The sequence below is a fragment of the Croceibacterium sp. TMG7-5b_MA50 genome, from assembly GCF_039830145.1.
Taxonomy (GTDB): Bacteria; Pseudomonadota; Alphaproteobacteria; order Sphingomonadales; family Sphingomonadaceae; genus Croceibacterium.
Genome location: NZ_CP156082.1, coordinates 541834 through 556365, shown reverse-complemented (window position 1 = coordinate 556365; position 14532 = coordinate 541834). Strand labels below are relative to the sequence as shown.

Genomic DNA, 14532 nt, shown 5'->3' with positions numbered 1-14532 from the left:
CCTTCGCATGAAGGACTTCGCCGCCTCCAGCGATCCGGCGGTACAGGCACAGCTGGACCGGTTGGCAGCGCTCAGCCTGCCGACTGGGCGCCTGGGGCTGGAGGTCGTGCGCGAGTTGCTGCGCCGGCTTGGCGAGCCGCAACTGCATCTGCCGCCGGTGCTCCATGTCGCGGGCACGAACGGCAAGGGCTCGACCTGCGCATACCTTACCGCCATGCTGCAGGCGGAGGGGCTGACCGTCCACAGCGCGACCAAGCCCCATCTGGTTCGCTACAACGAACGCATCCGACTTGCGGGGCGGCTGATCGACGATGCGCTGCTGGCACGCCTGCTGGCGGAGGTGCTGGATTGCGCCGCCGACCTGCAGCCCAGCTTCTTCGAGGTGACCACCGCCGCCACCTTCCTTGCCTTCGCGCGGCATCCGGCCGATGCCTGCGTGATCGAGGTAGGCCTGGGCGGGCGGCTCGACGCCACGAACGTGCTGGAACACCCCGCCGCCACCGCCATCGCCAGCCTTGGCCTCGATCACGAGGCGTTCCTGCTGGTGCCGGAGGATGGCGCCCCGGCAGAGCCGCTGGTACGCATTGCTTACGAGAAGGCGGGCATTGCCCGCGCCGGTTCGCCCATGGTGACGCAGTCCTACCCGCAAGGGATGGAGTTGGAGATCCAGCGCCTGTGTGCCGACGCCGGGGCGCCCCTGCACATGCGCGGGCACGATTGGTGGGCCGAAATCACTGACGACACAATCGAGTACCGGGACCGGCATGGCGCGCTGACCCTGCCGCTGCCTGCCCTGCCCGGTCGGCACCAGGCGGACAATGCGGCGCTCGCCGTGGCGATGCTGCGCCACCAGGACCGCATCGCCGTTCCCGCCGCCTCGCTGGCGCAGGGTATCCGCGCGGCGCGCTGGCCGGCCCGGCTGCAACTGCTCGGCGCCGGCCCGCTGACCGCAATCGCGCCGGATCGTGCGATCTGGTTGGATGGCGGGCACAATGCCGATGCCGGCGCCGCCATCGCCCGCCACTTCGCGGGGCAGCGGGTGCATCTGGTGATCGGCATGCTGGCCAACCGCGACCCGCAGGCCATCATCGCACCGCTCGCAGGCAGCATCGCCACGCTGTCGGCGGTGCCGATCGCGGGCAGCGCCGCGCACGAAACGTCGGCCTACGGCGATGGGGCACGCTGGTTCGGCGAAGTGGCGGATGCGCTAACCGCACTGCCGCAGGATGGCTTGCCGGCGCTGATCGCCGGATCGCTTTATCTCGCAGGCAAGGTGCTGGCCGACAATGGCGAGGTGCCCGACTGAGACAGGCGGGAACGGCAGTTCATCCCATCCTGGTGATGCCCCGATCCGCCGTCCGGCACGGAACATCGTGCGCGGCAAACCACTGGTTAGGCATGGCTTTTCGCTGTCACATAAAAAGCGTTTGCGTCACGCGGAATCAGCCCTATATGCGCGCCTCCGCTGCCCCATGGGGACTTCCTAACCGCAAGGCAGCCTTGTCAAACAACACGTTTGGGGGTCCCTTGAATTGCACCATTATCCTGACGCACGGTCTGTAGTCCGCGACCTCGTTCCGGACGAACCGGTGATGCTGAACCGCCCGCATGCTGCGGCGCGGGCGGCCCGGTTCTTTGCGCAGAAGTTCCCCGGCACCACGATGTATGCGGTGAAGGCCAACCCTTCGCCGGATCTCGTGCAATTGCTGTGGGACAATGGCATCCGCACCTACGACGTCGCCTCCATCGCGGAAGTGCGCATGGTGCGCAGCCTGCTGCCGCAGGCGACCCTGTGCTTCATGCACCCGGTGAAGACCGCTGGCGCCATTCGCGAAGCGTACCACCAGCATGGCGTACGCACCTTCAGCCTCGACACCCTGGAGGAGCTGGAGAAGATCGTCGCGGCGACCTCTGCCGCGGATGGCACTCCGGCGGAAGACCTAAACCTGCTGGTGCGGCTGCGCGTCTCCTCCGAACATTCGGAGCTCAGTCTCGCCTCCAAGTTCGGTTGCGACCTCGCTGATTCCGCGCCGTTGCTGCAGGCGACCCGCCAGCATTGCGACGCATTGGGCATCTGCTTCCATGTTGGTAGTCAGGCGATGACGCCGTTCGCCTATGTCCAGGCGCTGGACCGGGTGCGGGCGGCGATCGTGCAGGCGTCGGTCACGGTGGACATCATCGACGTGGGCGGCGGCTTCCCCTCCGCCTACCCAGGCATGACGCCGCCGCCGCTGGAAGATTACTTCGCAATCATCCACCGCCACTTCGAATCGCTGCCGATCAGCTACAATGCGGAGTTGTGGGCGGAGCCCGGCCGGGCGCTGTCCGCGGAATATTCCAGCGTGATCGTGCGAGTGGAGAAGCGCCGGGGCGAGGAACTGTACATCAATGATGGCGCCTATGGCGCGTTGTTCGATGCCGCCCATGTGGACTGGCGTTTCCCGGTACGCGCGCTGGAGGACGACCTGACGCAGCCGCTGGCCGACTTCGCCTTCTATGGCCCGACCTGCGACGATGCCGATTACATGAAGGGTCCGTTCGACCTGCCGGCCGACATCCAGGCCGGCGACTATATCGAGATCGGCATGCTCGGCGCCTATGGCGCGGCGATGAAGACCGGCTTCAACGGCTTTGGCGCGGCGGAGGCGGTGGTCGTCACTGACGAGCCGATGGCGAGCCTGTACACCGGCGAGCTGAAGGTCGCGCAGACCAACAACGTCGTCAGTCTCCGCTGATCGGTACCTGATCGAACAGGGGCGTCCGGCTATCAGGCCGGGCGCCCCTTTCTGTGTCCGCCATCCGCTTTTCCGCAAGATCGGACACGACACGCCCTGAACCTTGCGCGATCCTGCCACCTGATGACGGCAGGAGAGACGCAATGGACGGTACACAGGCGGATGGATTGCTGGCGCGAATGGAGCGTGCGGTCGCCCTGATGACGCAGCGGATCGCAGCCGGCGAGACTCCAAGTCTTGCCGAGCTGGCCGCTGCGGCGGCATTCTCCCCTTATCACTTCCATCGTGCCTATCGCCTGGTCACGGGCGAAACACCTGGGGAAACGCAGCGCCGCCTGCGCGCGGCTCATGCCGCCGTCAGGTTGCGCGACACAGGCAGCGTCACCGCCATTGCGCACGAAACCGGCTATGGCAGCAGCCAGGCTCTGGCCAAGGCGCTACGCAGCCTGGGGGCGGCACCGGCGACGGAGTTGCGGCGTGATCCCGAACGGCTGGACGCCGCCTTCGCCGTATTCGCGCCGCCACAGGCCGACAGCACCCCGCCGCTGCTCTCGATCGAGGCCTGCCGTACACTGCCCTTCGAGGTCCTGGTGTCCCGCCATCACGGCGATCCGATGAAGTTGAACGAGGTGTACACGGCCTTGTTCAAACAGGTTGGCGGACCGGGCGGTGTCGCCGCCATCCTTGGCATGCCGTTGTCGGACGAGCTGTTCGAGGAGCCTCCCGCACAGCTGCACGACGCGGCGCTGCGGCTGACGCTGGACGGCCGCTCCGCCTTGAGAAAACAGGCACTGACCCCTGTTCAGCCGGGTCTGTTCGTCACCGCTCGGGCGATTGGCGATCTGGACGGCCTGCCGACAGTGATCGACCGCGTGGTCGCCCTGGTACTGGTGAGCCCGGACGTTGAGCTGGCCGGCCGCCCCCTGCTGCTGCACTATCTCGACGATCCGGAGGAGGTCGATCCACTGGCCCAACGCACCGACATCTACGTGCCTGTGGTGCTGGTGGGTTGATGCCCCATGTCCGGGAATGAAATGCTGGGTACCTGTCGCCGGCTTCGCTGGCTTAGCCGCCGCACAGCCTGGCGGTCTCAGCGCAGAACGCCGCTTTCACGCCATTGCCGTAATCAACCTCCCCCAGCGCCTGCATTGTTTCCACCATGATGGCCGGCATGGCGGCGCGTCGCCGGGCGGCGGCTTCCGTCCGCTCGAACGCGGCGATGACGCGCAGATCGTCCGCTGACAGGTGAGTCGCAAGCGCCGCGGCGTCGGCCGCCAGCACCCGCTCCTCAAGCGCTGTTGCCTGTTCCTGCCCGATTTCGCGCAACCGGGCCTGCTCGGCCGCGGTCAGGTCGGGGTTCTCCGCGATCATGCCGTCGATCTCGCCCCGGGTCTGCACGGGGATCAACGATATGAGGAGGCCGTTTGCCGCCACCGCGCGCGCCAGTTCCAGCCTTTCCGCAGATGGGGCGGGCCGGGGCACGGCACTTTCCTGCGCCATGGCCCCGCCGCCGGCCATGGACACGGCCAAGACGACGGCGGTGCGCAGCATCATGCCGCCTGTTGCAGGCTGAGTTCTAGCCGGTCGAAAATCTCCACCAGGGCGGCGGTGAGATCGGTCATCATCGCTTCGGTATGCGCCGGGCCGGGCGTGAAGCGCAGCCGTTCCGTCCCGCGGGGTACCGTCGGGAAGTTGATCGGCTGCACATAGACGCCGTATTCCGCCAGCAGGATATCGCTGATCCGCTTCGCGCGGACCGGATCGCCCACCATCAGCGGCACGATATGCGTGGTGCTGTCCATCACCGGCAGACCGGCGTCGCGGAACTTCGCCTTCAGCATGACCGCCGCCGCCTGCTGCGCCGCGCGCTCCTCCCCCGATGCCTTCAGGTGCCGCACCGATGCGAGCACGCCCGCCACCAGCACGGGGCTGAGCGAGGTCGTGAAGATGAAGCCCGGGGCGTAGGAGCGGATGCAGTCCACGATCCGCTGGTCCGCCGCGATGTAGCCGCCCATCACGCCGAACGCCTTGCCCAGCGTTCCTTCGATGATGTCGATCCGGTGAGCGGCCGCGTCCCGTTCGGAGATACCGCCGCCGCGTTCGCCATACATGCCGACGGCGTGCACCTCATCGATATAGGTCAGCGCATTGTACCGCTCGGCAAGGTCACAGATCGCGTGGATCGGCGCCACGTCGCCATCCATGGAATAGACGCTTTCAAAGGCGATCAGCTTGGGCACGGATGCATCTTCCGCCGCCAGCAGCTCTTCCAGGTGGGCCACGTCGTTGTGGCGGAACACCCGCTTCTCGCACCCGGAATTGCGGATGCCGGCGATCATGCTGGCGTGGTTCAACTCGTCGGAGAAGATCACGCAGCCGGGCAGCAGCCGGGCCAGCGTCGACAGGGTGGCGTCGTTGGAGACATAGCCGCTGGTGAACAGCAGCGCCGCTTCCTTGCCATGGAGGTCGGCCAGCTCTCGTTCCAGCTGAATGTGGTAATGGGTGTTGCCGCCGATATTGCGCGTGCCGCCGCTGCCCGCGCCCACATCGTGCAGCGCTTCTTCCATCGCGGCGACGACCTTGGGGTGCTGCCCCATGGCGAGGTAGTCGTTGGAGCACCATACGGTGATCGGCTTGGGCCCATTATGCCCGGCGAAGCAGCGCGCATTGGGATAGGCGCCCTTGTTGCGCAGGATATCGATGAAGACGCGATACCGGCCTTCCGAATGGAGGCGGTCGATGGCCTTGTCGAAGATCAGATCGTAATTCAGCGGATCGGTCCGTGCATTGCGGGATTTCAGGGCAGGCTCTCCGCCGTCCATGTAAACCCTTCGCCAAGGCGTTCAAAGCACGGAGTTTGCGACGGATTCGCGTTAAAATCGGTCATTCTGTTCGATGCCGTAGGACAAGAGCGCCGCCTCCAGCGCGGCTCCACCAGCATGATCGCCAGTAAACAGGGCGCGATCGGGTGATTTACGGATGAACGATTGATCTTCCAGCAGATGCGCGATGCGCCGGGCGATGCCGGCCGCACCATCCACGAAGCGCACCTCCGCACCAAATGCCTGGGACAATCTGTCCAGCAGCAACGGGAAATGCGTGCAGGCGAGCACCACCGTGTCGATCGAATCGCCGCCGGGCTGGTCACGCAGACCCGCCACTGCGGCGGCAATCGCGCTCTCGTCCACCGCCACCCCGCGCAGGCGTGCCTCCGCCGCCTGCACCAGGCCGGGCGCTGCATGCCGGAGCAGGCGCTTGTCCGCCGCGAACTCAGCCTCCAACTGATCGACATAGGCCTGCCGCACGGTTGCAGCGGTGCCCAGCAGGCCGATCGTGCCTGTGCGGGTCAGCGCAGCCGCCGGCTTGATCGCGGGCACCGTGCCGACCACCGGCACCTGCAACACGTCCCTGACGGAGCTGAGGGCGATGGTGCTGGCGGTGTTGCAGGCGATGGTGATGAGCCGCGGGGCGAAGCGTTCGGACAGCCGCCCCAGCAGGCCGGCTACCCGCGCGGCGATCTGCGCCTCCGTCTTCTCGCCATAGGGCAACCCGGCGTTGTCCGCGACATACAGCACCGGTGCACCGGGCAGCAGCCGGCGCAGCTCCGCCAGCACCGTCAGGCCGCCGATGCCGGAATCGAACAACAGGATGGGCGCGTCTGAAGATGGCTGCATGCCCGCCCGGCTTATTTTGCCCCTGCCGAATTGCAAGCGAGCCGCTAAAGGAGCGGGCATGACGCTGCCCCTTGGTACCACGGCCCTGCTCGCCTTGCTGCTCGGCTATTTCTTCGGATCCATCCCGTTTGGCCTGCTGCTGGTGCGTGCCGCCGGCAGGGGCGATGTGCGCGATGTCGGATCCGGCAATATCGGCGCCACCAACGTGCTGCGTGCCGCGGGCAAGGGGATCGCGGCCGCCACACTGGTGCTGGACGCGCTGAAGGGCTGGGCCGCGATCGCCGCCGCCATGCTGTTGTGGGGCGCGGGGGAGGACTGGGCGGCGCTGGGTGCGTTCCTGGGCCATTGCTTCCCTGTCTGGCTGGGGTTCAAGGGAGGCAAGGGCGTGGCGACGCTGATCGGCATCGCGCTGGGCCTGCACTGGACCATCGGCCTGGCGGTGATCGTCACCTGGCTGGCCGTCGCCAAGCTGTCGCGCATCAGCAGCCTGGGCGGCATGGCCGCTGCGGTTGCCGCACCGCTGGCGGCGCTCGCTTTCGGCTACACGATCTACCTGCCGGTGCTGGCCGCGCTGCTGGTCATTACCTTGCTGCGCCACCGCGCCAACATCGCCCGCCTGATGGACGGGACGGAGCCGCGCATCGGCAGCAAGGGATGAGCCTGTCGCAGGCTGAGGCCTTTGCCCGCATCCGGCTGCTGCGCTCACCGCACATCGGGCCGGTCTCCTACCGTCAGCTGCTCGGCCGATTTGGCACGGCGGAATCGGCGATCGATGCCCTGCCCGATCTCGCCCGCCGCGGCGGCCGACCCTATGTCGCCGCCCCAACCGACCGGATTGAGCGGGAGGTGGCCGGTATCCGCCGTGCCGGTGCGCGCTACCTCTTCCACGACCAGCCCGACTATCCGCGCCTGCTGGCGGAGGCGCCCGCCGCCCCGCCGATCCTGACCTTCCGCGGTCGGCTGGCGCTCGCCTCTCAACCGGCGGTGGCGGTGGTCGGCGCGCGAAACGCCAGCGCCGCCGCCGTACAGATCGCGCGCGAGTTCGGCGCCGCGCTGGCGGCAGAAGGCTTTGCGGTGGTGTCAGGTCTGGCGCGCGGGATCGACGGCGCAGCGCATGAAGGCGCCTTCCCGCATACGATCGGCGTCATCGCAAGCGGCATCGACATCGCCTACCCGCCGCAGCATCGCGAGTTGCAGGAACGCATCGCCAGCGATGGCCTGCTGATCGCCGAACAGCCGGTGGGGACGGAGCCGCGCGGCAGCCACTTTCCCAGCCGTAACCGCATCATCGCCGGCCTGGCGCTCGGGACGCTGGTGGTCGAGGCGGCGCCGCAATCGGGCTCCCTTATCACCGCACGGCTGGCGGGCGAGTACGGGCGGGAGGTGATGGCCATTCCCGGCAGCCCGCTGGAACCGCGCAGCGCCGGAGCCAACGAACTGATCCGCGACGGCGCGGTGCTGGTGCAGGATCCGGCGCAGGTGGCCGAACTGCTCCGCCGGTTCGACGGCACGCCGCGCACTACCCTGGCAGAGCGGCAGCAGCCCTTCACCTTTGCGGAGGAGGATGCCGCAGACGCACCGCCGGGCGACGACATTGCCACGCTGATGAGCCCTGCCCCAGTCCATGTCGACGAACTGATCCGGCAGAGCGGGCAAGCCGCCGGCGCGGTGCAGATGGCGCTGCTGGAACTGGAGATCGCCGGCCGGCTGGTGCGGCACGAAGGAGGACGGGTGTCGCTCGCAGGCTAGAGGATCAGTGGACGGGATTGCCCGCGGGCGCCGGTGATCGTGGCGACAGCAGCACGATCATCCCGTCATCGCCGGTCACGCCCAGGATCAACACCTCCGACAGGAAGCCCGCGATGTTGCGAGGTGCGAAGTTGACCACGCAACAGACCTGCGTGCCGACAAGCTGTTCGGGCGTGTAGGCGGTGATCTGCGCGCTTGACCAGCGGGTGCCCAGCTCGCCGAAATCGACCTGCACCTTCCATGACGGATTGCGTGCCTTGGGGAATGGCTGGACATCCACGACCGTGCCGATGCGAATATCCAGCCGCTCGAACGCGGCGTAGTCGACCTGATCCTTGGCTTGCATGGGTGCGAGGCTAACCCGCGGCGTAGATGCGGTCCAGCACCTGGGTCACATCCAGCAGACGCTCGGCCGCGGGATCGAAGGCAGGGCTCTGCGCCAGTTGCCTGGCCCACGCTGCAGCGGCGCGAGTGCCCCAATCATCAGGCGGGTTGGCAATCGGCTGCGCCTGCGTACCGTAATGGCGGAACGCCTCGAAATCGTAGAAGCTGCCCGCGACATTGCGGAAAGTCACGGCGCCTTTGGTGCCGTAGAACGCCGCCTCGATCACCGCGTCGCGTCCGGCAGGCAGATTCCACGAACAGGCGAGCTGCACCGCAGTGCCGGTGGCTAGGTCCAGCCGGGCTGTGGCGAAATCCTCCACCTGCCCCGGCGCGCGCGCCAGCGGCACGCCGCCCGCGAATAGCCGCGCGGTGACATTCTCCACCGCCGGAAAGTCAAGCAGCCACAGCGCAAGGTCGATCAGGTGTACCCCGAGGTCGATGACGCAGCCGCCACCCGATTGCGCCCGGTCGTAGAACCAAGGCTTGTCCGGGCCGTAAGCGTTGTGAAAGGTGAGATCGACGGCGTAGATCGTGCCGAGCTCGCCGCTGCGGATCGGGCCGGCCATTGCCTCCGTCGCGGCGGTATGGCGGTAGGACAGGTCCACGCCCAGCAGGCGGTCGGCATGGCGCGCGGCGTCGATCACCGCCGCCACTTCACCGGCATCGCGGCCCAGCGGCTTCTGGCAGAACACCGCCGCGCCGCGGCCCAACGCCTCCAGTGATTGCGCGGCGTGAAGCGCGGAAGGGCTGGCGATCACCACCCCGTCCAGCCCCAGGTCGAGCATCGCCTGCAATGACGGCACCGCCGCTGCGGCTGGCGCGATGGCCTGCGCCTCCGCCACACATTCGTCCGACGGATCGCAGATCGCTGCCGCCTCTACCATGCCGGTATCGACGATCGCCTGCATCCGGTGTCGGCCGATCCAGCCGGTGCCGAGGAAGCCAACCCGAGGCCGACTCACAACATCACCAGCGCTTTGACGAAGCCGTCAGGCTTGTCCCGCGTGGCATCCAGCGCATCGGCCAACCGGCCCAGCGAGTAGCGGTGGGTATAGAGTGGCGCGGGGTCGAAGCTGCCGTCGGCCACTGCGGCGATCGCCTCCCGCACGCCGCGCATCTGCACCGCGGGATCGCGTTCATGCGCGTTGGCGACGTCGATCCCCTTCCAGTTCCACATCTGCATGCTGACCTGCCGCGGCCCGTCCTGGTGATAGCCGGCGATCACCAGCCGCCCGCCGAACCCGACTAGTTCGCCGGCCAGGTCCAGCGGCCATTGCTTCCCGACGCATTCGATCACCCGCTCACACATCGCCTCCTGGGTCAGCGCCTTGATCTGATCGATGATGGCATAGTGATCGTGCATGAAGATCACCTCCGCCGCGCCATAGTGACGCGCGAGGTCGAGCGATTCCTGCCGCCGGCTGATCGCGATCACCCGCGCACCGGCCTTGCTGGCCAGATGGCACAGCACCGCCCCCAGGAAGCCGATGCCGATGATCGCCACCGTCTGTCCCGGCTGGATGTCGCTGCGGCGGAAGATGTTGAACGCGCAGCCCAGCGGCTCGCCCGGGAATGGCTGGCCGTCCAGCGCCGCCGGCAGCTTAGCCGCCATGTCCGCGCGCACCACGTCAGCCTCGGCGAAGGAGCGGTAGCTGAGCGCCGCGACCCGGTCGCCGATGGCGAGGTCGGTCACGCCCTCGCCCACGGCCTCTACCCTGCCCCAGCCCTCATGCCCCAGATCGCCCGGCTCTCGCGGATATTCCATCCACTCAAGACCAGCCCAGGGCTCCAGGTTGCTGGCGCACACACCGCACCCTTCCAGCCGGATGCGGACCTCACCTTCGGCCGGCTGCGGCAAGGGTACGCCGTTGCGCAGCTCAATCGTGCCCGGCGCGGCGAGCACGGCCGCTGTCATCGTGTCGGTCATGCGTAGGGGTCAGTCCGCGGCAATGAAAGTTTCGAGTTCAGCGTAGGCGCGATCGTCTGGCATCTGTTCGGGCGGATGCTTGCAGAAGAACGCCGCCGCCGGCAGCACCGGCCCGGCAAGGCCCCGGTCGCGCGCCAGCTTGGCGCAGCGGATCATGTCGATGGCGACGCCGGCCGAATTGGGGCTGTCCTCCACGGACAGGCGCAGTTCCAGGTTCATCGGCACGCCGCCGAACAGCTGGCCTTCCATCCTGAGGAAGCAGACCTTGTTGTCGTTCTGCCACGCGACGTAGTCGGACGGGCCGACATGGATGTTCTCGTCCTCCATCCGCGTCGCTGCGACGGATTGCACAGCCTCGGTCTTCGACTCCTTCTTGCTGGCCAGCCGGCTGCGTTCCAGCATGTTGAGGAAGTCGGTATTGCCGCCGGTGTTGAGCTGATACGTGCGGTCCAGCTTCACACCGCGCTTGGCGAACAGGTCCGTCAGCACTCGATGGACGATGGTGGCGCCCAGCTGCGCCTTGATGTCGTCGCCGATGATCGGCACGCCCGCCGCCCGGAAACGCTCCGCCCACTCGGGATCGCTGGCGATGAACACCGGGATGTTGTTCACGAAGGCGACGCCCGCCTCCAGCGCGCAATCGGCGTAGAACTCGGTCGCCTTCTGCGAACCAACCGGCAGATAGTTCATCAGCACGTCCGCCTCGCTTTCACGCAAGGCGTCGATCACCGCCTGCCGGTCGGGCTGCGGCGCGTCGGCGACCATGAAGGTGCGATCTTCCGGGTAATTGGCCATGTGGTCGGCCACGCCGTCCAGCACCGCGCCCATCTGCACGATCGTGCCGGTCCGCTCCACCTGCGGGCAGAACACGGCGGTGCAGTTCGGCTTGGCGAAGATCGCGTCTGCCACGTCCTGCCCCACCTTGCGCCGGTCCACGTCCCAGGCGGCGACAACGCGCACGTCTTCCGGGCGGTAGCCGCCAAGGTCCTGGTGCATCAGCCCGGTCAGGTCGTTGGCGCCGTTGCGGTAATGGGCAAGGCCCTGCACCAGGGAGCTGGCACAATTGCCCACGCCCACGAGTGCGACACGGATCCCGCGGGGATCAGGCGAAAGCATCAGCGGCAATCCTTTTCGATAATCATGCGGGCACGCCGATCCGGGGCGCGGTCACTGCGGGGGCGTAGCGTTCCACCATCTGCTGGCACCAGTCGGCGAATTGCTGGGGTTCCTTCGCCGGACTGGTATGATGCGCTTCCAATCCCAGATGCTCGGGCGTGAAGCAGAACGTGACCAGCGTGTCGAACTCCGCCAGCGCCTCCATCTGCCGGTCGAACCAGTCGATCGCGCCGGGGCGGAAGCTGTCCGCCCAGCTGAGGCCGGTGCGCAGCTTGCGCACGCCCAGGTCGCGCATGATCCGCACGGCATCGTCCAGCCTGGGATCGTGGAAGTGGAACCATTGCATCAGGCCCATCCGGCTGGCGTGGGGGCGATACGCCTCCAGCCCCGGCTTGGGGCTGCCGTCTTCGCGGATCAGCCCCATGTAGAAATGGCGGTAATAGCTCGATCCTTCCGCCTCCCGGTGGCGCGTCTCCGCCCCCCAGCTCTGCGGCAGGTCGAACAGCGAATACCAGTAGACGTTGGGAATGCGGCCCACCAGCAGCTCGGCCGTCTTCTCGACGCCGAACACCTGCACCTCCTCCGCCCCGAAGGAGCCGACGCCCACCTCTGTCGCCCAGATCTGCTTGTCGGGCGCGACGGCCTCGATCTCCGCAATCTTGTCGGGCCAGGCATGGATCGGCCACAGGTTCCAGTCGAGCGGGAAGCCATGGACGGCGACCACCTCCACCTCCTCCAGCGCGCCATGCGCGCGCATCCGGTTGGTCCAGTGCGGATCGATCGGCGACATGCCGCCCAGCACGCGCGTCAGCGTCGGGTTCGCAGCGCGGATCGCACGTCCGGCGCGGATCACCGTGTCGGCATAGATCGACCAGTCCGGGTCAAGTTCCGGATTCCAGTGCGACTTATTGTTGGGCTCGTTCCAGAGCATCACGGCTTCGATCACGCTGGCGTACCTTTGGCTGGATAGACCGCCGCCGGGCCATACTGGCTGTACGGCACATCGGCCACGCGGCAGACATAGACTTCGGGTTCAGGCTGCGCCTCGATCGTGAAGCCCGCGGCGCGCAGCATCGCCTTGCTACAGGCCATGTTGGGCGCCCACCAATTCGTCCAGTCGCTGGCGAAGCGCTGCTCGATGAAGTGCATCCGGGGATAGCCGGGATCGTCGAAATAGGCCGGTGGATCCCAGGTGCCCGGCACATGGAATGGGTGATCCTCCGGCACGGCGATCTCCGCCTCCCCGCCCTGCTGCATGGTCTGGAACAGCATGGCATCGCCTGCGACGTGTTCGCGGATCAGGTCCAACGCCAGCAGCGGGTGCCGCAGGTGATACAGCACGCCCATGAAGATGACCCAGTCGAACTTCTCGCCCAGCGCACCCACATCGTAGACGGAAAGGTTGCGGAACTCGACATCGGTGTAGCCCTGCGCCGCCGCGGCGAAGCGCGCCTGCGCCAGATAGTGTTCGTCACTGTCGATGCCGACCACCCGGCCCGCGCCGCGCTTCTTGAACTCGAAGGAGTAGAACCCGGCATTGCACCCGATGTCGAGCACCGTAGCGCCGTGCAGGTCATCGGGCAGCGCCGCGGCGAAGCCGGCGAACTTGCTGGCCGGGTAATCAGGCAGGAAATGATCGGGCGCGGTCTGCACGCCATGCGGCAGATGCAGGTTCTGGAACCAGGGGCCAAGGCGGTCGACCTCCGCCTGCAGCGTATCGGGCGCGCGCAGCAGTTCGGCGACGCGATCGCTCATGCGGGCACCTTGCCCTGATAAATGGCCTGTTGCGGCGGCATTGTTCCCCCTTGCCCCGGCAACCCGCGTGAGATGCGGGGTTGCCTGTAATCCGTTGATGACAACATGCTTTGTTGCTGCTTGTTCCCGTTGGCAAGCCTCCGGGCCGGAACCGGCAGCTACTTTGATCGGTTGTCGCGCGGATGGCAGCAAAGTTGATGCAGCGCTGGACGCAGGCCATGCGGGACCGGCGCTTTCCCGATGCATGGCAACTGTCGGCCGGCGCGCTCGCCGCACGCGATCCCGCAACGCGGGACGACCCGGCTCTGCCCTATCACCTGCGCTGGGTGTGGGACGGAACGCCGGTGGATGGCCGGGATGTGCTGGTGCGCTGCTATCACGGCCTGGGCGACACGATTCAGTTTGCCCGTTTCCTGCCATTGCTCGCCCGGCGCGCGCGGCGCGTCACTGTGGAGATGCAGCCGGAACTGCTGCCGCTGTTTGCGCACTGGCGTGACCGCATGGCGTTCCAGCCCTTCGACCCGGCCCATCCGTTGCCGCCCGCCGAATGCGACTTGGAGATCATGGATCTGTCCTTCGCCCTGCAGGCGGCGCCCGATGACCATGCCGCGCCCTACCTGCCACTGCGCTGGCATGGGCCGGGCAGTGGCGCGATCGGCCTGTGCCATGCGGCAGGCGGCTGGGATGCCGATCGCAACCTGCCCGCCGCCTTGCTTGCCCCATTATGCCAGACACGCGCCTTCACGCTGCTGATGCCTGCCCCTGGTGCGGAGACGGCCGCCCTGCCGGTCCGCAATCCGCACGGATGTCCGCCTGCGATCGCGGACACGGCGGCGCTGATCGCCGGGCTGGAGTTGGTAGTGACCGTCGACACCATGGTCGCGCATCTGGCCGGGGCGATGGGCGTGCCCACCTGGGTGCTGCTGAAGCACCAGCCCGATTGGCGCTGGAACCCGCACGCCCAAACGTCCTGCTGGTATCCGCAGACCCGCCAGTTCGTGCAACCCCGCAATGGCGACTGGGCCGGCGTGGTCGCACAGGTGGCCGCGGCCCTGTCCAGCCACCCTGCTAAGGGATTGATGACACCGGGGAACTTAGATGAAGAAGCAGCATTATGTCTGGTTGCAGGGGCCGGTTCCGGTATGATCCCGCCTTGCCCGCCATTGCAAGGGCGGACGGGCTGACCGGGGCC

At 67.3% G+C, this 14532-nt stretch carries 15 protein-coding genes; 6 read left to right on the top strand and 9 right to left on the bottom strand.

The genetic code is table 11. The features are described 5' to 3' along the window. Positions 1–7 precede the first annotated feature (7 nt). The 3 genes from V5740_RS02805 to V5740_RS02795 all read left to right on the top strand — a co-directional run bounded on the left by V5740_RS02805 (position 8) and on the right by V5740_RS02795 (position 3748). On the top strand, positions 8–1306 hold the full coding sequence (locus tag V5740_RS02805) for a folylpolyglutamate synthase/dihydrofolate synthase family protein (RefSeq protein ID WP_347303571.1): 1299 nt from the start codon (positions 8–10) through the stop codon (positions 1304–1306). A gap of 226 nt (positions 1307–1532) precedes the next feature. After that, on the top strand, positions 1533–2735 hold the full coding sequence (locus V5740_RS02800) for a type III PLP-dependent enzyme (protein ID WP_347303570.1): 1203 nt from the start codon (positions 1533–1535) through the stop codon (positions 2733–2735). Positions 2736–2878: 143 nt separating this feature from the next. Then, entirely contained in the window at positions 2879–3748 is an 870-nt protein-coding gene (locus tag V5740_RS02795; protein WP_347303569.1) for a helix-turn-helix domain-containing protein, read from the top strand. A gap of 52 nt (positions 3749–3800) precedes the next feature. Here the strand turns inward: V5740_RS02795 and V5740_RS02790 are convergent, their stop codons facing one another. From V5740_RS02790 to murI, 3 genes are all read right to left on the bottom strand, one after another. Next, complete coding sequence (locus V5740_RS02790) at positions 3801–4289, bottom strand: hypothetical protein (protein WP_347303568.1); 489 nt, start codon at positions 4287–4289, stop codon at positions 3801–3803. Next, positions 4286–5506, bottom strand: coding sequence for a 5-aminolevulinate synthase (gene hemA / locus V5740_RS02785; RefSeq protein WP_347304425.1), 1221 nt, complete (start codon positions 5504–5506; stop codon positions 4286–4288). Before hemA ends, V5740_RS02790 begins: the two co-directional genes overlap by 4 nt. Positions 5507–5608: 102 nt before the next feature. Beyond that, positions 5609–6409 carry a glutamate racemase gene (gene murI, locus V5740_RS02780; protein ID WP_347303567.1) on the bottom strand — a complete coding sequence of 267 codons (801 nt, stop codon included), beginning with the start codon at positions 6407–6409 and terminating at the stop codon, positions 5609–5611. Positions 6410–6467: 58 nt separating this feature from the next. On the opposite strand from murI, the gene plsY reads away from it, so the two are divergent. Together plsY and dprA are read left to right on the top strand one after the other, a co-directional pair. Next, on the top strand, positions 6468–7067 hold the full coding sequence (plsY, locus tag V5740_RS02775) for a glycerol-3-phosphate 1-O-acyltransferase PlsY (RefSeq protein ID WP_347303566.1): 600 nt from the start codon (positions 6468–6470) through the stop codon (positions 7065–7067). Further along, on the top strand, positions 7064–8158 hold the full coding sequence (gene dprA / locus V5740_RS02770; RefSeq protein WP_347303565.1) for a DNA-processing protein DprA: 1095 nt from the start codon (positions 7064–7066) through the stop codon (positions 8156–8158). Before plsY ends, dprA begins: the two co-directional genes overlap by 4 nt. Positions 8159–8162: 4 nt before the next feature. On the opposite strand, the gene V5740_RS02765 is transcribed toward dprA, so the two are convergent. The 6 genes from V5740_RS02765 to V5740_RS02740 are packed head-to-tail and all read right to left on the bottom strand — an operon-like array spanning position 8163 to position 13340. Beyond that, complete coding sequence (locus V5740_RS02765) at positions 8163–8504, bottom strand: tRNA-binding protein (RefSeq protein WP_347303564.1); 342 nt, start codon at positions 8502–8504, stop codon at positions 8163–8165. A 10-nt stretch (positions 8505–8514) separates the two neighbouring features. Then, positions 8515–9504: a Gfo/Idh/MocA family oxidoreductase gene (locus tag V5740_RS02760; protein ID WP_347303563.1), complete on the bottom strand. Its 990-nt coding sequence runs from the start codon at positions 9502–9504 to the stop codon at positions 8515–8517. Next, a complete protein-coding gene (locus V5740_RS02755) occupies positions 9501–10469 on the bottom strand; it encodes a zinc-binding dehydrogenase (RefSeq protein WP_347303562.1) in 969 nt (322 codons plus the stop codon). The genes V5740_RS02760 and V5740_RS02755 overlap by 4 nt, the downstream gene beginning before the upstream one ends. A 9-nt stretch (positions 10470–10478) precedes the next feature. After that, complete coding sequence (locus V5740_RS02750) at positions 10479–11585, bottom strand: inositol-3-phosphate synthase (protein WP_347303561.1); 1107 nt, start codon at positions 11583–11585, stop codon at positions 10479–10481. A 22-nt stretch (positions 11586–11607) separates the two neighbouring features. After that, positions 11608–12531, bottom strand: coding sequence for a beta-xylosidase (locus tag V5740_RS02745; protein WP_347303560.1), 924 nt, complete (start codon positions 12529–12531; stop codon positions 11608–11610). Next, positions 12528–13340, bottom strand: a complete 813-nt coding sequence (locus V5740_RS02740; RefSeq protein ID WP_347303559.1) for a TIGR04290 family methyltransferase — start codon at positions 13338–13340, stop codon at positions 12528–12530. The genes V5740_RS02745 and V5740_RS02740 overlap by 4 nt, the downstream gene beginning before the upstream one ends. Positions 13341–13522: 182 nt before the next feature. On the opposite strand from V5740_RS02740, the gene V5740_RS02735 reads away from it, so the two are divergent. Continuing rightward, complete coding sequence (locus tag V5740_RS02735) at positions 13523–14524, top strand: hypothetical protein (RefSeq protein ID WP_347303558.1); 1002 nt, start codon at positions 13523–13525, stop codon at positions 14522–14524. The last annotated feature ends 8 nt before the right edge of the window (positions 14525–14532 follow it).